The following is a 20,628-nucleotide window of genomic DNA, read 5'->3' as shown; positions in this document are numbered from 1 at the left end:
CTAATTTGGTACAAATTAAAAATTAATGTACCATGAAAACTAAAGTCTTTCTAATAATTTTTATTTCAACATGTCTTTTAGGATGTGAAACAGATGTAAAGTCTTCAAATGTAATATTTGAAAATTCTGAAAAAAACCAAGAGGTTATTTACGAAGTGGCATTTGAAACAATTGAAGAAGAAGAAAATCTTTCCAATGTGAAAAAAAGCATGAAATCAAAAGAAATTATTACAGAAGAAGAACATAATTTAATATCTGAAGAAGTGTTAGAAACAAAAACTGAAACAATAATTGAATCAAAAAAATAAAAGATAGTACTCGCTTTTTTCTTAAGTAAATTATTAGTGATTATTTTATCATGCAATCAATAATTAGGATTGTAAAAAATTTTTATTCCTTCATAAGAATTGATTGGTATGTGATTTTTCTATTATACCTTAAAAATAAACTAGCTCTATTTCTTGACTCAAGGAATCTTTTTTGTTGAATGTTAATTGTTTTAACATCTAATAAATATAGATTTTATCTTATTAAAACGCTAAATCTAACTGCTTTTTTAGTACGACATCACGTAGTCGGTCGAATAATGCTTGATCGCAAAGCATATTTGTATTAGCATATTAAACAAATCATTACATGAAAACAATGTTTTTTAACAAAGAAATTTTTATAAAAAAGTATCACTTTTTCATTATAGTACTGTTTTGCTTTATTTTTTCTTCAAAAGCTCAACAAAATGATTCCAATGCCAATTTGCCCCAATTATCAAATGAAGAAATAAGAGATAGTATTTTTACTTTGTTAAAATCAACACGTACTCCTAATGCATTTATAACTGTTGTAAAAAAGGATAGTGTTTTATTTGATTTAGATTTTCCAAATTCTTCAGAAAATGAAAAGTTTGCTTTAGGGTCTATTTCAAAAACATTTACTGCGTTGGCCATTTTAAAGTTAGTTGATGAAAAAAAACTGTCTTTAGAAGATCATTTAAATGAAATAGCTCCTGAAATAGATTTTGATAACAAATGGGAAAGTACACATCCAGTTAAAATCAAACATCTATTAACACATAGGTCTGGATTTGATGATATTCACATTTCAAGTTTAATTCAAAAACGGAATTTAAAAATGAATGCTTCTGATGAAGTGAAAACTTTTAAAAATTCTTATGTATCAAATTGGCAACCAGGATTAGTGCATTCATATTCAAATCCAGGTTATGTTATTTTAGGATATATTATTGAAAAAATCAGTGGCATTTCATACCAAGAATTTATTAAAAATGAAATTTTAATCCCTCTTGAAATGCACAATTCAGACTATTTATCGCGGATTAATACTAGCGAAATAATTCAGGGGTTTCAAATAAGAAAAAACGTTGTTGAAAATGTTAGTAACCCTAAAATGATTGGCGAGTCAGCAGGAGGTTTAGTAAGTACACAAAGAGATATGGCTAAATTTCTACAATTCTTTATAAATAAAAGTAAGCAAGATTCTCTAAATATTATATCTTCTAGTTTAATCGCTAAAATGCAAACTCTTCAATCTGAATTTGAAATTTTCAACAATATTAATTCAGGTTATTCTCTAGGAATGTATGATAGATATTTTGGTGCTGACAAATCAAACTTCAAGGGGCATAACGGATCCATTGATGGTTTTAGTAGTGATTTTATTTTTAATCCAGAATTGAACTTGGGAATAGCAGTTTCAAGAAATCTTTTTCAAACATCAAACTCTAAAATTTTAAACTTACTTGTTGATAATTTTGCTAAATATGATACACTTATTGAGTCAAATCAAAAAGATTTAGAAACCAAATTGATAAATATTGATGAATGGGCAGGCAGTTACAAAATGTTAAATGGTAATAATGAATTAATTCATTTTATAAATGCTCCTGCTCACATTTTAAAATTAACCAAAAGCGGTCAAAATATCTTGGTTAAAAGATTCCTCGGCAATACCGAAGTTTATGAATGGGTAAAGGAAAATCATTTTCAAGATAAACATGGTCGCTCTATATTTTTATGTGAATTTGATGGTGAAAAAATATTATCCTTAAACGAAGACACTTTAGTTAAAACTACCCCTTTCTTTCATTATAGTAATCTATTTTTTTTAGCTTTAAGTTTAATAACAGGTATTTTTTTAACTATTGTTTTCTTAATTCAACTAGTATCTATTTTTTTTAACACCAAGGCTAAAAAATTATCTTACTTAACATTTTTAGTCATTCTTCCTTTTTGGTTGATTGTAGCATCTGTTATATTGTATCTATCAAATTCTACATATCATGATTTAGATAATTTAGGGAATATTAGTTTAACATCAGCAGCTATTTTTACGTTTACATTATTTTATCCTTTAGTTTTAGTTTTAGGAGGTTTTAGTTTATTTAAAAAATGGGGAACTTTAAAAAAGTCTATTATTAAAATAGGATATATAATTACGTTTTTTAGTATCTCTTACCTTGTCTTTTATTGTGTGACCTATGGCTGGTTCGCTATAAGGCTATGGAATTATTAATTTTTATTTAAAACAGGCAAGTGTTACTTCTTAACTTAAGTGAACTATTTTTTAAGTGACCTAAATTACTTTAGCATATTATTAATCTAAAAATATGCGTCTTAATTCAACTGCTTTAATCATTTCAATTTTGTGTTTTCCTTTTTGCAAGTTATTTGCACAGTATACCCTAGAAGAAACAAAATCAAATCCTTGTTTTATTAGTAGTTCTGCCTTTATGTTAATGAACCTCTCTTCTTATGAAACTCCAGAATTCTTTCAGGTAAATTTCGGTTATCGAATCACCACAAAAGATGTGGTTTCGTTAGAATTGAAAACATGGAGGTATTTTGAGCCAATTGGAATTCCTCATGGAAAACTAAAATCAGATCCTAAAGAAAATTTCCCTGGTTATATTAGGGAAAAAGGTTTCGCAATCGCATATCAAAGATTTATTTGGAAACGGTTTTACGCAGCCATACATGTAATGAATGCTTGGCAATCTTTTATAGATAAAAAGGGAAACAATATTGACAATGGTTTTCAAATTTTTAATACATATCGATTGGGTTATCATATTAAACTATTTAAAGGGAAGTTTTTTATTGAACCATCATTAGCAATCACTCATCGTCCATATCATACCACTATGCCTGAATCGTTTAGAATTCAAGATGAAAAGTACTCTAAATTCTTCTTTGGCGAACCAGGGTTGCATTTTGGCTTTAATTTTTAAAATATAAGAAATGAAAACAAAACCCCTGTTGTCAACACTCTGGATATTTCTAACGGTAAATTATCTTTTCTGTGATGTATTTTCATTGTATTATTCTGAAACCTTAAACCAACTTATAGCTGGTAAAAAAGGAGCAATAGAATTCACACAAGAATTTCTTCTCGTATTTGCAATCATTATGGAAATGCCATTGTTAATGATTTTGTTTTCTAGAGTATTAAACTACAAACCCAATAGATTAAGTAATATCATGGCAAGTATTTTTATGATCATCATTCAAGTTGGGAGTTTGATTGAAGGAAACAATACGCTGCATTATCTCTTTTTCAGTCTAGTTGAAATAATAACGCTATCAATCATATTATGGTTTTCTATGAAGTGGAAATTAAAACAATTATAATTTAAGTTGTGGAGTAAATCATAATCAAACATTATAGTTTAATTCTAAAAAATAGTGCCAATAAGAAATGAAAATGCCAGTATTTATCACACAAAAAGAACCAAATCAAACTATTTTTTAGTACGACTTCACGTAATCGGTCGAAAAATCTTTAATCACAAAGCATATTTGTATTTACATTAATCATTAAATGAATATTATATTTTTTTTCAAAGAAATTTCTATCAAATTTTATCAAATCTTGATTATTGTTTTAGTTCTCATAAGCTGTAATGATAATCCGCAAAAAAAGTTTGATAAAGATTTAGCTGATAAACTTGAGCAAATGGTTGCTTTAGATCAATTAGTAGCTTCTAACGCATTTCCTCCAAAAAGTTATTCTCATTTAACACAACATCAATGGGAGCAATTTAAAGACAGTATTTACAAACTAAACGAAAGACAATTACAAGAAATATTTAAGTCTAAAGGGTTTGTAGGATATGATTTAGCTGGTAAAAAGGGAGCTGAAAATTTTTGGTTATTGGTACAACATAGTGACCATGAACCGGAATTCCAAAAAGAAGTTCTTAAAAAAATGAAATTAGCTATCGACAAGAATAATGCAAACCCAAATAGCTATGCATTTTTAGTAGATCGTGTGAATATAAATACTGGTAAACAGCAAATTTATGGAACTCAAGTAGAGTACAATACTAAAATAGCTCAAGCATATCCATTAAATCTGGCAGATAGCATTAATGTTAATAAAAGAAGGCGTGAAATAGAGCTAGAACCTTTAGAGGTATACTTAAATGAAATGACAAAAATTCACTTTGAAATGAATAAGCAACAGTATAAAGAAATGGGAGTTTTAAAACCAGAACTATATATAATAGAATAAGATTAATATTAAGATAAGCTAGAATTAAATAAACTAATATGAAAAACCAAATTTTTAAAGCCCTTGTAATGTTTTTTATTGCGCAATTGGCATTCTCTCAAACAAATAAAAACCTAAATCTTGATTTTGAGGTAATCAATAGTAATAGGTTTCCTGAAAATTGGAAAAATAATGCTCAAGGCAGTTATACGTCTCAATTAGATTCAACTACAGTTCAAAGTGGTAATTATTCGCTAGTTATAGAGGGTAATGATGAGGCTGATAATGTAAATGTTTTAGTATCTAGCTTTTCTGAAAATTACAAAGGGAAAACTATTGTCTTTTCGGGCTATATAAAAACTGAAAATGTTACAAAAGGGTATGCTGGTTTATGGATGCGAATAGATCCTCAAGTTGCATTTGATAATATGATGTATAACGGAGTAAAAGGCACTACTGATTGGCAGAAATATGAAATAGAATTACAGATGAACCCTGAAAAAACTGATAAAATTGTTTTTGGTGCATTATTAGTGGGACCAGGAAAGATGTGGATAGACAATCTTCAGATTACTGTAGATGGTAAAAGTATCGAAGATGGCAATATAGAGATATTCAATAGAGAATTGAAACCTGCTGAAGAGGATATAACTTTCGATAAGGGTTCTAACATTTCGTTTTCAGATTTAGATGAGGAAACAATTAATAATCTTGATTTATTAGGTAAGGTTTGGGGATTTATCAAATATCATCATCCTACTATTGCTGCTGGAGAATACAATTGGGATTATGAACTTTTTAGGATATTACCAAACTATCTTAAAGTTAGTGATAATAATGAAAGAGATAAAGTTCTAACAGATTGGATAAAAAAATATTCTACAATACCTATTTGTGAAAACTGTAACAAGAGTATTGAGGGCATTGGTCCTAAAACAGACCTCTCCTGGATAGAAAACTACAATGTTTCAACAGAGTTGAAGAATTCAATTAACCATATTTATAACAACAGAAATCAAGGTGATAATTTTTATGTTTCTCTAATGGAAGAAGTTCAAAACCCTGATTTTTCTAGCGAGAAAGCATATTATGATATGCCCTTTCCCGATGAGGGATTTAGATTGCTTTCACTATATAGATATTGGAACATCATCAATTACTTTTTCCCTAATAGACATATAACAGATAAAGACTGGGATACAGTTCTTAAGGAGTATATTCCTAAATTTTTAAATGCCGAGACAGAACTTGAATATGAGTTAGCAGCTTTGCAAATAATTGGAGATGTAAATGATACTCATGCAAACTTATGGGGTGGCGGAGATAAAGTTCGAGAATTAAGAGGTAATTATTATGCGCCCTTTAAAGCTGAATTTGTAGAAAATAAATTTGTTGTTACAGATTATTACAATCCAGAATTGGCAAGTGTTTCAAAACTCAAAATTGGTGATGTAATTACTAAAATTAAAGGTAAGTCAATAAAGCATTTAGTGGATAGTTTAAGTATTTATTATCCAGCTTCAAATAAGCCTGCTAGATTAAGAGATATATCTGAAGATTTGTTACGTTCTAATGATAATATAATAGAGGTTGAGTACATCACTGATAATAAGAAACGCACGCATCATTTAGTATTGTATAAAACCACTGAACTTGATAAATATTATTGGTTTAAGGTCAATGAAAATGAGAAATGCTACAAAATAATTGACGAAAATATTGGATATATAACATTAGCAAATATTAAAAATGAAGACATCCCCGAAATAAAAAAACAGTTAAGAGACGCCAAAGGAATTATAATCGATATTCGTAATTATCCATCAACTTTTGTTCCATACACATTAGGGAGTTTTTTTATGGATAAGCCTACAGATTTTGTAAAAATTAGTAAAGGAAACATCAATAATCCTGGACAGTTTACCTTTAGTGATGTGCCGAAGATTCCTGCAAGTGAAAATTACTACAGTGGCAAGCTAGTTATTTTAGTTAATGAAAAGACACAAAGTAGTGCCGAGTATCAAGCCATGGCTTTTAGAGCTAGTAAAAATGCAATCGTAATTGGTAGTACCACAGCAGGTGCAGATGGTAATGTTTCACAAATAATTTTACCAGGAGGTTTAAGAACAATGATTTCAGGAATAGGTATTTACTATCCTGATGGCACTAATACACAACGTGCAGGCATTGTCCCTGATATAACCATAAAACCAACTATTAAGGGAATTAAAGAAGGTAAAGATGAGGTGTTAGAAAAAGCCATTGAAATTATTAATGAATAAAATGTAGCCTATATCTCTATGGAAACAGATACTAATCACATAGCAAGACCTTGGAGTTTAACCCAAAAAATAACATTCAGGTTTTTTTTCATATATTTTTTATTATTCATTTTTATAAATAACAATAGTACATTTCCTGAATTTCATCGTATTTCAGCACTTTACCAAAACTTCCTCTATGATTTTATCCCTTGGGTAGGGAAAACACTTTTAGGAATAACTTATACTATTCGAACAGGTCCTAATGGAAGTGGAGATACTACTTATGACTATGTGTTGCTTTTTACAATATTTTTGAGTGCAATTTTAACTACTCTCATCTGGTCAATCATAGATAGAAAATCATCTAATTATAATAAATTGTATTATTGGTTAACCGTGGCTATAAGATTCTATGTAGGATTTATGCTTATGAATTATGGTTTTGCTAAATTATTTAAAACACAATTTCCGTATCCATCTTTATTAAGGCTTTCTGAAACTTATGGTGACTCTTCGCCAATGGGTCTTGCTTGGACGTTCATGGGTTTTTCTAATGGGTACAATATTTTCATGGGTATTGCAGAAGTCGCTGCAGTATTGCTATTGTTTAGAAAAACGGTTACAATAGGTGCTATAATTTCTTTAATGACTGCATTGAATGTAATGGCGGTTAATTATTTTTTTGATGTACCTGTAAAAATTATTTCAACACATTTAGTACTTATGCTTCTATTTTTATTAGCAGAGAACTTTCATGTACTGGTCAAGTTTTTCTTTAATAATAAAATGGCACTTTTATCATATCCTAAAAGACCTTATTTTAAAAATGAGATAGTAAATAAAGCTCTAAATATTCTTAAAGTACTTATTATAGGGTTTTCACTTTATAACGTATACTATTATACATTTAAGGTTTATCCGAAATATTTTGAAAAACCAGAACTCTATGGTCTTTTTGAAATGGAAAATTTTAACAAAAACGGTGAGGAATTAATTCATTTCAAAGATACGGTTCGTTGGGAAAACATACAGATATCCAATCCCCAATGGTTATCCATAAAAAAGCTTAATGAAACTCTATACTTTAAACATAATATAGACACAATAGAAAGGAAAATAACATTAACAAAGTTTAGTGACTCTACAAAATCATATATAGTTAATTATAAACAACAAGATTCTATATATAACTTTAAAGTAATTATGGACAATGATACTTTAACCGGCAATTTTATTCGTAAAACAGAAAAGGATTTCTTGTTAATGAATAGAGGTTTTAATTGGATTAACGAATGGCCTTTTAATAAATAAAATAGTTAAAAATGAAAATAAATTTATCAATCTTATTAATCCTTATAGTTTATTCTGTGAATGGGCAAATTAAAGACAATAGATTAAAAGGACTTGAACAAGAGATTGAACAATGGATGAACACTTATAAGGCTGTTGGATTGTCTGTATCAATAGTTGAAAATAACAAGATACTTTACAATAAAGGATTTGGATATAGAGATTTAGATAGAAAAAAAAGGGTTAATGAAAACACTGTTTTTTCCATTGCTTCTTGCACCAAAGTGTTTACTGCTTCTTTATTAGGAATTTTAGAAGCAGAGGATAAACTCTTCCTTAAAGATAAACCCTCTGTGTATATACCAAAGCTTCAGTTTTATAATTCCAAAATGGATGAATTAATTACTATTGAGGATTTATTATCACACAAAAGTGGTTTGGGGGATATAAATGGGACTTTGGTACTATTTCCAGAAGACAATAGGTTAAAAGTTTTAGAAAAATTAAAGTATATAGAGCCAGAGGGCAAGGTTAAAGAAAGTAGTATTTATAGTAACATGGGATTTACCATTGCTGGAGCAATTGCAGAACAAGTTTCAGAAGAGAGTTGGGAGAACTTAATACAAAATAAAATTTTTAACCCTTTAGACATGTCCCACTCTTTTACAGATTTAGAGACCGCTAAAAAAACCAATAATTTTTCATTTGGTTACGGACTAATTAAAAATGATATTAAACAAGTTCAGTTTGAACAATATCATGATTACAAGCCAGCTGGAGGAATAAGAAGTACTTCGACTGATTTGGCGCATTGGATGTTGGCATGGTTGAACAATGGAGCAAGAAATAATAACCAGGTACTGCCTAAAGCATTTGTTAAAAATGCAAGAAAGTTTCACAATACAAGAGAAGGAGATTATGAGTCCTCGTTATTCTTAACAGGCTATGGATTAGGATGGCGAGTTGAAACTCAAAACGGAGAATTTAAAGTGTATCATGGAGGTAATACCTCTGGGTTTAGCACACTTGTTGTTACATATCCGTTTAAAAATCTAGGCATTACAGTATTAACAAATCAAGATGATTCTATTCTACCTTATGTGATTGCTGATATTATTAAGAATAGAATGTTAGAGAAAGAGAAAAGTAAAGATTATCCAGTTTTGGTTACAGATATTTACCAAACTAATCCAGTAAACAAATCAATTAATAAAGAAAAACCACCAACACATCAATTAGAATCATACGTTGGAGAGTATGAACATAAAGGGTATGGAAAAATAAAGATTGTTTTAGAGCATGATAGTTTATATGCTATCTATCCAGATTACAAATTCTTTTTAGAACATCTTCATCACGACATATTTGTTATGAAGCCGCTAGAGGATATTTCTGATATTATGAATCCAGAGTTTCCAGTGAATTTTAGAACTAGCAATTGGGGCGAAATAACTTCGTTTACCATAAATCTACAATCAAAACCAGTAGAGTTTATTAAGCTAAATGAGTAATAGCAAAAATTATGAAGAAATTAATTTTCAAATATATCTTTATAGCTAGTTGTTTTTTTACTTATGGACAATCAAAAAAAACATCTATAGAAAATTTCTATGATTATAATCCAGATATTGAACATGCAGTAGATCTTGTTTTTAATTCATTAAATGATACAACTCGAGTCGCTCAAATGATTATCACTTCAGCTGGAGAATTAGGTAAACCAAATGATGTGGTTCTAGATTTAGTTGAGAAAAATAAAATAGGCGGAATTGTATTTCTTAAAGGAACAAAAGAGAATCACAAGAATTTAATAGATACTCTCAACGCCATTTCAAATAAAAGCAACCAAATACCCTTACTTTTTTCAATTGATGCAGAGCCCAGTTTAGTTAATGGAAGGTTACAAGGAACTTCTCCTTTAATAAATACTATTGACATTAAAACAGATAAACAGGCTGACTCCATCGCTAGGATAATTAATAACCAATTACTCGACATCGGGTTTCATCAAAATTTTGCTCCTGTAGTAGATGTTAGCCCACTAAACGAAGCCATAAAAGATAGAAGTTTTGGGAGCGATAAAAAACAAGTAGTTGAGTTAAGTAAACAATTTATAAAAACAACACAATCACAAGGCATTGTTGCAACAGCTAAACATTTTCCAGGTCACGGATTAGTTAAAGGAGATACACATAAAAAATCAGTATATATAGATGGTGACTTAAAAGAGTTAGATGTATATCCCCCACTTATAGAAGCAGGAGTTTTATCTATAATGATGGCACATATTACAATAAAAAATAACCCAACCTACAGTACAAATGGACTTCCTGCAAGTTGCTCAAAAAATATAGTAACAGGATTGTTAAAAGATACTCTGGGTTTTAAAGGCATAGTAATTACAGATGCTTTAAATATTATGAAAGCAGTTACTATTATTAATAATGCTCCCTTATTAGCCTCAAAGGCAGGTAATGATATGTTGTTAATGCCCATTGATGAAACTGAAACTATTAACTCAATTTTAGAAGAAATGGAACAAGATGAAGTCTATAAACAACAGGTATATACTTCGGTAAAAAAAATCATTCGCCTAAAAATGTATCTAGGTTTAATTAATAAAAATGAATTATGAAAAATTACATCTTCACTTTTATTATATCATTAATGACTGTTTTGTTATAATGTAACCCCCAAAAAACAAATAATCAAGACGATTTCACAAGAACATTTACCTTATTGAAAATCAAAATCTTATAAATTGAAAATCTTAATTAAAATAGTAATCTTATTAGCTTATGTCCTCCTATTAAGTTGTGGAGTAGAAGAAATGAAATTTGAGAAATCAAAATGGAATAAAAGCTTCGATGGATTTTATGAATTTCGAGAAAATATGGTTCAAGACGTAATGAAAAACCATCTTAAGGAAGGAATGGAATTAAAGAAAGTCATTGAATTATTGGGAGAGCCTAGAAATTATCAAAATGAAAATAATTTCGAAATCATTTATGAAATAACAGTCAACTACGGCTGGGACATTGATCCAATAGAGGTGAAAGAATTATATATAGATTTTGATAAAGACTCAATGATAACCAATTTTAGCTTAAAGCATTGGAAGCGTTAGAAAATAATTATTTGAATTTCAATGTATTATGGAATAACTTAAATTCTCAAAAAATGATTGCAAAGGTGCTTAAAATACTTTTATCATTAATAAGTAGCATAGGTCTATCTTTATTGACAATACCTTACATTGGTCTATACATTCAATCCAAAACCTTATTAAACATTTTACATTTTCTGCTAATCACGATAGGCTTTTTTGCTATATATAAATTTTTAAATAAGATAAGGCTTAATAAATAATTTTTAAAAAATAAATATGAAATTTTCTATCCTAACATTATTTATTATTTCTACCATAAGTGTTTTATCTCAAAGCAAGGCTAAACAATTCACTCTAGAGAACTTCAATCAAGAAATGTTGGTATATACCCCCATGAAAAATGTTCATTCAAATAATAATTTTAAAAATGGAGAAAAGTTTTTAGAAGAAACAAAAACTAGAGTGAAGAAGAATGGGAATTTTGATGTCGCTGACTATTGGAACATACTAACAGCTTTAGACTGCTTTAATGAATCACAAGAAAATTTGGCTGTTGCTTTCGCAAAGTTCGTTTTAGATGAAAGAAGTTGTGAATATGTGGTTTCTTTTGAAAAATATTTCAAAAATTATAGTGCTTTTGTAAAAAGCAAATTAGAAGAACAACTAAAGCTATGTCAAGTAGAGCAACCAAAGAAAAAGAATAAATCCTTTAACATAAAGGATTATGCCATCAAGAATAAATTAGATGAAAGTTTAGTGAAAATAATTAATGAAATTGACCAAGACGATCAATATGACCGCTATAATCCAAAAATACAAGATAAGTTAGACCTCATAAATCAACAAAAAATAGATTCTCTTTTCAATAAGTACAATACTTATATTGGTAAATCTTTAGTAGGCGAAAAGTTTGAGCATGTAATGTGGGAGGTTATTCAGCACTCAAATTTATTTATGATGGAAAAATACTTGCCAATTGTTCATGCTGCAGTAAAGCAAAAAGAACTAGCAGAAGCACCTCTAAAAATGCTAATAGATAGAATATATACTGCAAAATATGGCTATCAAATTTTTGGAAGTCAAGGAGGTGTGAAAATTGCAAAACAAGAAATTCAAAACGAAGTAAAGGCACAATATAAACTAAATTAATTGGTTATCTTACTAATTAAATAAATTAAAAGAATAATAAATTTTGGTAGTAAATAATACTATTATATTTGCTGCATGACATTTAACACTATTGAAATTTTAAGCTTTTTAGTTGTCTTTTTGTTGTTGTTTTTTGCTTTGTACCTATTAAATGTTAAGACAACAAAAAAATTAAGTAATATACTTTTTGCAATTTTTCTAATCGTTACTGCATTAGATATATCTTCTTTTTTTTATCATAAATTCATCTCTGTTTCTTACACATTTGAAATGTTAAGAACTCAAATATTATCTGGACTCAAAGAACCTTTGTTTTATCTATATATCTTATCAGTTATTTATGACAATTTTAAACTTAAAGTAGCACATCTAATATTTTTTATACCAATACTAATAAGTTTAGTGATTTTATACCCTAATTTTTTTGATGTTACTGTTTCACAACAAGAAATATTCTACAATAATTATAATTCGCAACCAGAGATTAAAATTATTACTGGTATGCAGTATATTTTGGTATTAGCGTATTTAGTCGCTGAAATATACCAGGTTGTAAGGTATCGAAAGATAGTAAAGCAAAACTACTCAAACCCAAATAGTTTGATAAATTACAAGTGGCTAAAGCAGTTTTTAATTATAATAAGTATAGGTATATTATTAACCTTCATTAAAAACGTTTTAAAATTTAATACAGAAGATACAGTTGTCATTAATAATATTAGAATTTTAACATTGCTATTTGGTGTTGGTTTGATGAGTTGGTTGTTTAGCAAGGCGTTATTAGCACCAAAAGTTTTTCAAGGTATAGATTCCAGTATCACTTCTTTATCAGATAAAAAAATAGAAGTTGAAGATAAAAGAGTTCAGGAAATATTTGAGTTTATGGAAAAAGAAAAACCGTATTTAGATCCATCATTAACACTTCAAAAATTAGCTGGTCAATTACAAATAAATTCTAGAGACTTGTCGGTAATCATAAATCAACAAATCGGGAAACACTTTTTTGATTTTGTAAACGAATACCGTATAGAAAATGCTAAAAAACTATTATCTGAAAATTCTAAAAGCCAACTTACTGTTTTAGAAATTCTATATGAAGTTGGGTTTAATTCTAAATCATCATTCAATACATCCTTCAAAAAACTTGTAGGAGTAACACCTACTGAATACAGAAAATCAAAGGTTTAGCATAAAATCGAACGATTAAAATGCATACTGAAACCATTTTTTAGACCGACTTTCTAAAATCGGTCGTACAAATTATAATTATACTTCATTTTTACAGTATAATTATCAAACATGTAAAAATGAGGTTTCAAGAAATAATAACAATTATAATTTTTTTTATTTCATCGGGTTGTCAAGTTCAAGGACAAAATATTGAACAAGAAGAATACCATAAAGTAGATTCGGTATTAAAATCGTATTATAAACCATTAGAACTAGGTGCAGCTCTTTCTGTCATCAAAAATGGTGAAATAGTGTATTCAAACCAAATAGGTTTGGCAAATTTGGAACATCAAATTCCAATTACTAACACAACGCTTTTTAACATAGCTTCGGTATCTAAACAATTTACAGCATATCTAGCCTTATTGCTAGAAGATGAAGGTAAGCTGTCATTCAATGATGATATAAGAATACATCTTCCAGAGTTAAAACACCTTCCTTACAAAATTACCATCAAACAACTTACCAATCACACTCATGGATTACCTAATCCAGATGAATTGGCACAATTAAAAGGAGTTAAAACGATGCATCATTATAAGGTTCTTGATATGTTATTAAGTGTTAGAGAAATAAACTTTAAACCAGGAACAATGTTTGAATATAATAATACTGGTTATATACTATTAGCAGAGATTATAAAGCGTGTTGGTAAAAAATCATTTGAAGAACAGCTGCAAGAGAAAATTTTCAAGCCACTTGGAATGACACAAACACATTTAGTAGAATACACGGATGATGTTATTAAAAACAAAGCGTATTCATACAAATCTATAAACGGAGTGTATATTAACTTCCCGGTTCAGTTAGCAACAATAGGTTCGTCAGGTATTTACACTTCTATAAATGATTTAAGCTTGTGGGCCAAAAATTATCAAAAAACAAAAGTTGGAAAACGAGAGTATTTTGATAAAATGCAACAAATCACAACTACCTCTACCCAAATAAATACCAACTATGGAATAGGTTTACAGGTCGATAAGCATAAAGGGATTGACGTGGTTTTTCATGGAGGCGGTACCGAAAGCTACCGTTCTTATATTTTGCATGCCCCAAAACATGATATATCAATTATTTTCCTATCAAATAAAGCTAGCATGTTAGGGCTAGATATAGTATATAAATCTTTAGAGATCATTTTGAAGAGAGGTTTATTAGAAAGTAAATTAAAAAACCCTATTTCTAATAGCACATTAAAGAAATATGAGGGCACCTATGAAATATACCCTGGATTGTATTATAACATTACAACAGAAGGTGAAAAATTATATTGGCAACAAATAGGCTATGATGGTAAAGTTGAACTACCAATGATTGATGAAAATACATTTAAGTTTCCCCCTTATCCCCATTCAAAATTTATTTTTCATATAAACAGAATAGAATTTCAAATTGCAGATATTGTGAGGTATTGTAAAAGAATACATTTAATTAAAGAGGTAGATAACAAACTATCGGATTTAGAAAAATATACAGGGTTCTATAAAAACGAAGAACTGAATATCATATACGAAATAAAGGTTTTAGCCAATAAATTGGTTGCTATTCTTAACACAACTTACAAAATAACACTTAACCCTCTATCTGAAAATAGTTTTTATTCGTCAGAAGCTTTTTTTGGTAAAGTAAATTTTATTTATGATACAAACAACCTAATACAGGGTTTCAAAGTTTCAGGGCAAAATATTAATGAAATTCTTTTTGAAAAGTTAAACAAATAATACAAACAGCATTTTATATTTACTATTGAAGTTCTACGATAACATAATAACTGCTTTAGAAACATCTCTCGACTTTTTAGAGTCAGAAAACGAAGATATTTTGGAAAAAGCAGAAGAAGGTATTTTAATAACCAAAAGAGCATTAGAACAATTAAGAGCAAATGTTATAAAAAGAAAATTTAAAAATGTAAATGATGAAATTCATTTCTTTAAAAATTTAAAACCACAAGTATTTAGTAAGCTTATTTACTATCAAAAAATATTTAATATCGAAAGTAAAAGGCCAAGGTCTAGTAATAAATCTCAAATCAAATATTTCAACAAACATATAGATAGATTACAAAATTATTTTAACGATCACCTTGAGTTTTATCACTACTATAGAAGAGGTGGAACATCATTAGACGAACACTATTTTGTTCGTGGAAAAATAGACATTCGTTTATTTCCCGATACATTTACACTTTTTATTGATGATAAATTTTCTACAAGTCATGATAGCACAGTAGCTACCATTTTAGCTTACGATATGTTAATTGTATATCTAAAAACAGAAATTAATAAACTCGAAAATAGTAATGGAATGGAAACAACAATTAATCCTTTTCAAAGTCAGTCAAGATTGTTTTGGACAGCAAACAAAACAGACTTAATTGAATTGATTTACGCACTACAAAGTTCTGGTTGTATAAATAGTGGAACTGCCGATATTAAAGAAATGGCAATGGCTTGTGAGCAATTGTTTAACATAGAATTAGGAGACTTCTATCGTACTTTTCTTGAGATTCGTTCAAGGAAAATTAGTCCTACAAAATTTATCGATAACCTTCGAGAATCATTGCTTCAAAAAATGGAAGAATTAGACGAATAGATTACCCAACTTGGGTACATCTTGGGTGTTTATTTTTGGCATAATTTTTACTTCTTTTTGATTGATTGACTAATCAATCTAAATTCCAATACACAACAATGTAATCCATTAAAAATGACTGGTTAAAATCACCCAACTTGGGTGTGTCTTGTGAATAAACTTCATTAATCCACTTCATATTTGCCAAACGAAAGTCAAATCACTATAAAACTCTCACTGTCATATTGAGCACAGTCGAAATATTTGTGAGAGTTTTTTTGTCATTCTGAAATTTGTTTCAGGATATAATTAAAAATCATTAATAGCTACTGCTGCGAAGCTAAAAGTTCAAAGCGGTAGCTTTTTAATCTTAAATCGTTTATAATGGCAGCAACAATTATCACTACAGAAGATCTTCGAGAATTCAAAGAAGAATTACTGGAAGACATCAAAGCAATCATTAACCACCAGTCAGGTTTCGCGCCCAAAAAATGGCTCAAATCACCAGAGGTACGCGACCTCTTAAGTATTTCACCAGGTACATTACAAAATCTTCGTATCAATGGAACATTGCCATACACAAAAGTTGGTGGTGTTATCTATTACGATTACGAAGAAATCCTAAAAGTAATGGAAGAAAATCGCATCCATAATAAGTTTTAACGCTCACTGTCATTCCTGCGTATGCAGGAATCCATTTGTATGAATGAAGTAAACTATATCAAACATCTCAACGCAGTTTTTAACCAATTTTCTAAAGATAGTCGATTAAACCCAACCCACATAAGCCTATACATAGCCTTATTTCAGTTATGGAATTTAAATCGATTTTTGGAAGAGTTTTATATAAACCGTGATGAGGTTATGCAATTATCTAAAATAGGTTCAAAGTCTACCTATCACAGATGCATCAAGGAATTAAATCATTGGAAATATATCGTGTATTTCCCATCTCACAATCCGTATAGAGGGAGTAAAATTAAGATGTTCAAATTTGGGACAAGTACTGGACAAGTAGTGGGACACAACTCTACTCAAATCGAGACAAGCAGTGGACAAGCACTGGTACCTATATATAAACATATACAAACTATAGAAAACAAAAACATTAATAAACAAAAAAATTTAAAAAATTTAGATTTTAACGATTCTGAAAATGATTTAAACCAAAATAGCAGTGTCCCAAATTCGGACAACCTCAAGACTACTAAAAATAAAAACTACAACGAACCTTTATGAAAAATCAGCGACCACATATCATTGTAGAAAAAGGTGTCCAATACAAACTTGGCGAGTTAAAAGACAATTGTATTCAATACGATTTCAAAAGCATACTCATTTATCTCGATGCTAAAGGAAAGTTGCTATTTGGCAAAAATTTTAAGATTTATGAAGAAGATGAGGTCGTTCTTTACAAACTGTGCATTTATTTTATTCGCGATTTTGAAGCCAGTGCAAAACTAAATATAGATCCCAATAAAGGCATTCTATTATCTGGTCCTGTGGGTTGCGGAAAAACCAGTTTAATGAAATTATTAAGACACATCGTACCACACCAAAAATCTTACGAATTGATACCGGCAAGAAACATCACGTTTGCTTTCAACAATATTGGCTACAAAACCATTCAAGAATACGGGAACAGTGGTTTCTACTGTTTTGATGATTTAGGAGTAGAAACAACTGGCAGACATTTTGGAAAAGACTGCAATGTTATGGGCGAAATCCTTTTATCTCGCTACGATTTATTTCTTCAGCGAAAAATTAGAACTCACGCCACAACAAACTTAAATGCTCAAGAATTGGAAGAAAAATACGGAAACAGAGTACGTTCCAGAATGCGACAGCTCTTCAATTTGATAGCTTTTGATAAGGAAAGTTTAGATAAACGCAGATAGTTAAGATATTTTAATAAAATATGCTAAAACTTAAATATATTTGTGTTTTAGTGTAAATAATATGCCTGTATTTAATAGTTACAATAGGATAAAAATTGTTCTAGCAGAAAAAAACAAGTCCAATAAATGGTTGGCGAAAAAGTTGGATATGAGTGAAACAACCGTATCTAATTGGTGTACAAATCATAGGCAACCATCACTGCCTACACTATTCAAAATAGCAAAGGTTTTAAACATGAATCCAAGAAATCTAATTAATTCATAGTGAGTAAATCAGAAGAAATACAAGCAAAATTACTCTTGGCCATACAAAGTAACCCGCCAAATTTAGATGATATTGTTTCATTATCTACAGAATTGGCAAAGCTAGACCCTACAAATCAAAGATTTTATATTGATGCTAAAACTTTAATTCATTTAGGAAGAGATAGTATTAAAGATCATTCAACTGCTTTATTAGAATTAGTAAAAAATAGCTATGATGCTGATGCCACAAAAGTAGATATTGAGATTTTCTCTGAAACTAAAGACATAATACGTGTCGCTGATAATGGTTTTGGCATGAAACCAGAGGAATTGAAGAATAGCTGGTTACGAATTGGGTATTCAGGTAAAAGGGTTTCAACGAAAAGTAAATTAGGACGTAGAAAAACTGGTGAAAAAGGAATTGGACGTATATCCACTGATAGACTAGGTTCAAAACTAGAATTGAGAACAAAATCTAAAGATGAAAAACTTATAGGCTTAAAAGTCAATTGGGATGATTTTGATGTTGAAGGTAAATCTCTTTCAGATATTCATGTTCAAATTTTTGAGCCGAAAGAAATCAATTTACCTCTAACTGATGGTAAACCTTCGGCAACGGGTACGGAAATATTAATTGAAGAGCAACGTCAATCATGGACAAAGACAAATATTGAAAATCTTTTTCAAGAACTATCTGCCTTAACACCGCCTTTTGAAGATGTTCAAGATTTTCATATTTCTTTAGTTAACGATGTCTATCCTCTTCCATCAGAAGAAATTAACTCAAATTATCTTGATGCAGCTGAAATTAAAATTGAAGCTTATTATCCTGGTACGGGTACAGAAATAATTTATACTTACTGGGACAAGTATAATGACAAAGAAGTTATTGAAAAAATTGAATGGTCTAACTTATTAACAAGAACAGGTATTGATACCACTAATTTAATTGAAAATAAAATTAGATCTGGTTCAGCTACTATTAAACTTTATTTCTTTTTAAGAGAAAGTGCATCAGTAAAAGATTTTGAATTTAATCTAACCAAATTAAGAGAGTTTCTCGATAACAATGCTGGTATAAAAATATATCGTGACAGAATAGTTGTTAAACCTTATGGCTTCCCTAGTTCTCAATTTGGGTATGATTGGTTAGGATTAGCTGATAGAAAAGCTAAAGATCCAGCTGGTATTAGTAGGTCTGCAAATTATAGTGTTACACCAAATCAATTAGTAGGTGCTGTTTTTATAGCTAGAGATTCTAATGTAGAATTAGCGGATAGTGCTGCAAGAGAAGGGTTGGTAGAATCAGAAGCTTTTTATGATTTAAAAAGTTTGGTAATGGGTACTATAAATATGCTTGAGTCTTACAGAACGAGATTAATACCAAAAATTAACGAGGCTAAAAGAAAATCACGTAGTAAAGAGTCAAGAACTGAACGAATAATAAAAGCTTTAAATAGTATTGAAAAGGATTTGTATAGCATCAATTTAGAGATTCAAAATAACTCTGATGTAGCTAGTCACATTAAAGAGAGGGTTCAAAAAAATGTAAATGATTTAAGTGGTACAACTGATAAAGTTGAAAAAACAATTACAGAACTTCTTAATTGGAATAGAACCTTAAGTGGTTTAGCAACAATAGGTATATCCTCTGCGGTTTTTGGTCATGAAACGGAAGGTTCTATAACTCAACTTAAAGGTTCTGTAATGGCAGCAAAACTTGCATTATCTAGAAAAGTTCCAAAAGTTGATGATGCGATAGTGGAAATCGAAAAAGCTGTAAAATCATCGAAAAGAGTTGCTGCATGGGGTGCTTACGCATTAACAAGAGTTCAAAGAGAGAAACGTAATAAAAAAAATGTAAATATTGCTAAAATTATACAGTCTGTCGTTAATGAGTTAGAACCGGCATATAAAGCAGCTTCAATAAGCATTAATACAGAACTTAAAGATATTTATACATATACGTTTCAAATGGATATTGAAACAGTTTTAATTAACCTTTTAACAAACGCTTATACCGCTGCTACTTTGGAGTCTGGTAAGAGATTGATAGAAGTTAGATTAATTGAAGAAGACTTGAAGGAACCAAAAAAATTGATTGAAAATGGATATTCTCTCATTGTTTCTGATTCTGGTCCAGGTGTTTCTAAAGAGTTTGAGCACAGGCTATTTGAACCGCTTTTTTCAACTAAAGTAAATCCAACACAAGGCAGTAAGAGTATTGGTACTGGTCTTGGTCTTACAGTCGTCAATTCTATAGTAAACGATTTAAACGGTAATATTTCTTTTGATAAAGACCCTGTATTAAAAGGAGCTAGGTTTAAAATTTGGCTTCCAAAAGAAAGAAAACAAAGAAATTAGT

General features: G+C 29.5%; 19 protein-coding genes. All 19 read left to right on the top strand.

The genetic code is table 11. The features are described 5' to 3' along the window. Nucleotides 1-32: 32 nt before the first annotated feature. A complete protein-coding gene (locus WA327_RS12205) occupies nt 33-308 on the top strand; it encodes a hypothetical protein (RefSeq protein WP_336070146.1) in 276 nt (91 codons plus the stop codon). A gap of 328 nt (nt 309-636) precedes the next feature. Continuing rightward, on the top strand, nt 637-2,529 hold the full coding sequence (locus WA327_RS12200) for a serine hydrolase domain-containing protein (RefSeq protein ID WP_336070144.1): 1,893 nt from the start codon (nt 637-639) through the stop codon (nt 2,527-2,529). 94 nt (nt 2,530-2,623) lie between these two features. Continuing rightward, entirely contained in the window at nt 2,624-3,244 is a 621-nt protein-coding gene (locus WA327_RS12195; RefSeq protein ID WP_336070143.1) for a hypothetical protein, read from the top strand. 10 nt (nt 3,245-3,254) lie between these two features. Further along, entirely contained in the window at nt 3,255-3,644 is a 390-nt protein-coding gene (locus WA327_RS12190) for a DUF6326 family protein (RefSeq protein ID WP_336070142.1), read from the top strand. Nucleotides 3,645-3,834: 190 nt separating this feature from the next. Beyond that, nucleotides 3,835-4,527 carry a DUF6624 domain-containing protein gene (locus WA327_RS12185; RefSeq protein ID WP_336070140.1) on the top strand — a complete coding sequence of 231 codons (693 nt, stop codon included), beginning with the start codon at nt 3,835-3,837 and terminating at the stop codon, nt 4,525-4,527. A 68-nt stretch (nt 4,528-4,595) separates the two neighbouring features. Further along, a complete protein-coding gene (locus WA327_RS12180; RefSeq protein ID WP_336070138.1) occupies nt 4,596-6,788 on the top strand; it encodes a S41 family peptidase in 2,193 nt (730 codons plus the stop codon). Nucleotides 6,789-6,806: 18 nt separating this feature from the next. After that, nucleotides 6,807-8,081, top strand: coding sequence for a hypothetical protein (locus WA327_RS12175; RefSeq protein WP_336070136.1), 1,275 nt, complete (start codon nt 6,807-6,809; stop codon nt 8,079-8,081). Between the two features lie 11 nt (nt 8,082-8,092). Next, nucleotides 8,093-9,571 (top strand): serine hydrolase, encoded by a 1,479-nt coding sequence (locus tag WA327_RS12170; protein ID WP_336070134.1) that lies wholly within the window; start codon nt 8,093-8,095, stop codon nt 9,569-9,571. A gap of 11 nt (nt 9,572-9,582) precedes the next feature. Next, entirely contained in the window at nt 9,583-10,695 is a 1,113-nt protein-coding gene (locus WA327_RS12165) for a glycoside hydrolase family 3 N-terminal domain-containing protein (RefSeq protein WP_336070132.1), read from the top strand. Between the two features lie 126 nt (nt 10,696-10,821). Continuing rightward, nucleotides 10,822-11,187, top strand: a complete 366-nt coding sequence (locus WA327_RS12160) for a hypothetical protein (protein WP_336070131.1) — start codon at nt 10,822-10,824, stop codon at nt 11,185-11,187. A gap of 258 nt (nt 11,188-11,445) precedes the next feature. Further along, nucleotides 11,446-12,318, top strand: coding sequence for a hypothetical protein (locus WA327_RS12155; RefSeq protein ID WP_336070129.1), 873 nt, complete (start codon nt 11,446-11,448; stop codon nt 12,316-12,318). Between the two features lie 75 nt (nt 12,319-12,393). Further along, nucleotides 12,394-13,506 carry an AraC family transcriptional regulator gene (locus WA327_RS12150; protein WP_336070127.1) on the top strand — a complete coding sequence of 371 codons (1,113 nt, stop codon included), beginning with the start codon at nt 12,394-12,396 and terminating at the stop codon, nt 13,504-13,506. 119 nt (nt 13,507-13,625) lie between these two features. Beyond that, nucleotides 13,626-15,269 (top strand): serine hydrolase domain-containing protein, encoded by a 1,644-nt coding sequence (locus WA327_RS12145; protein WP_336070125.1) that lies wholly within the window; start codon nt 13,626-13,628, stop codon nt 15,267-15,269. Nucleotides 15,270-15,294: 25 nt separating this feature from the next. Beyond that, nucleotides 15,295-16,140, top strand: a complete 846-nt coding sequence (locus WA327_RS12140) for an RteC domain-containing protein (RefSeq protein WP_336070123.1) — start codon at nt 15,295-15,297, stop codon at nt 16,138-16,140. A gap of 363 nt (nt 16,141-16,503) precedes the next feature. After that, the gene (locus WA327_RS12135; RefSeq protein WP_036124021.1) at nt 16,504-16,782 is read left to right on the top strand and encodes a helix-turn-helix domain-containing protein; all 279 of its coding nucleotides are present in this window, start codon (nt 16,504-16,506) and stop codon (nt 16,780-16,782) included. A 39-nt stretch (nt 16,783-16,821) separates the two neighbouring features. Next, nucleotides 16,822-17,358, top strand: coding sequence for a hypothetical protein (locus tag WA327_RS12130; protein WP_336070121.1), 537 nt, complete (start codon nt 16,822-16,824; stop codon nt 17,356-17,358). Further along, nucleotides 17,355-18,017: an ATPase gene (locus tag WA327_RS12125; protein WP_336070120.1), complete on the top strand. Its 663-nt coding sequence runs from the start codon at nt 17,355-17,357 to the stop codon at nt 18,015-18,017. The genes WA327_RS12130 and WA327_RS12125 overlap by 4 nt, the downstream gene beginning before the upstream one ends. Nucleotides 18,018-18,078: 61 nt before the next feature. Next, on the top strand, nt 18,079-18,282 hold the full coding sequence (locus tag WA327_RS12120) for a helix-turn-helix transcriptional regulator (protein WP_336070118.1): 204 nt from the start codon (nt 18,079-18,081) through the stop codon (nt 18,280-18,282). Beyond that, nucleotides 18,282-20,627 (top strand): sensor histidine kinase, encoded by a 2,346-nt coding sequence (locus WA327_RS12115; RefSeq protein WP_336070117.1) that lies wholly within the window; start codon nt 18,282-18,284, stop codon nt 20,625-20,627. Before WA327_RS12120 ends, WA327_RS12115 begins: the two co-directional genes overlap by 1 nt. Nucleotide 20,628: the final 1 nt, after the last annotated feature.

It is taken from the genome of Mesoflavibacter sp. CH_XMU1404-2, from assembly GCF_037029465.1.
Taxonomy (GTDB): domain Bacteria; phylum Bacteroidota; class Bacteroidia; order Flavobacteriales; family Flavobacteriaceae; genus Mesoflavibacter.
Note: the sequence above shows the minus strand (reverse complement) of the source record. Positions and strands in the feature narration are given on the sequence as shown.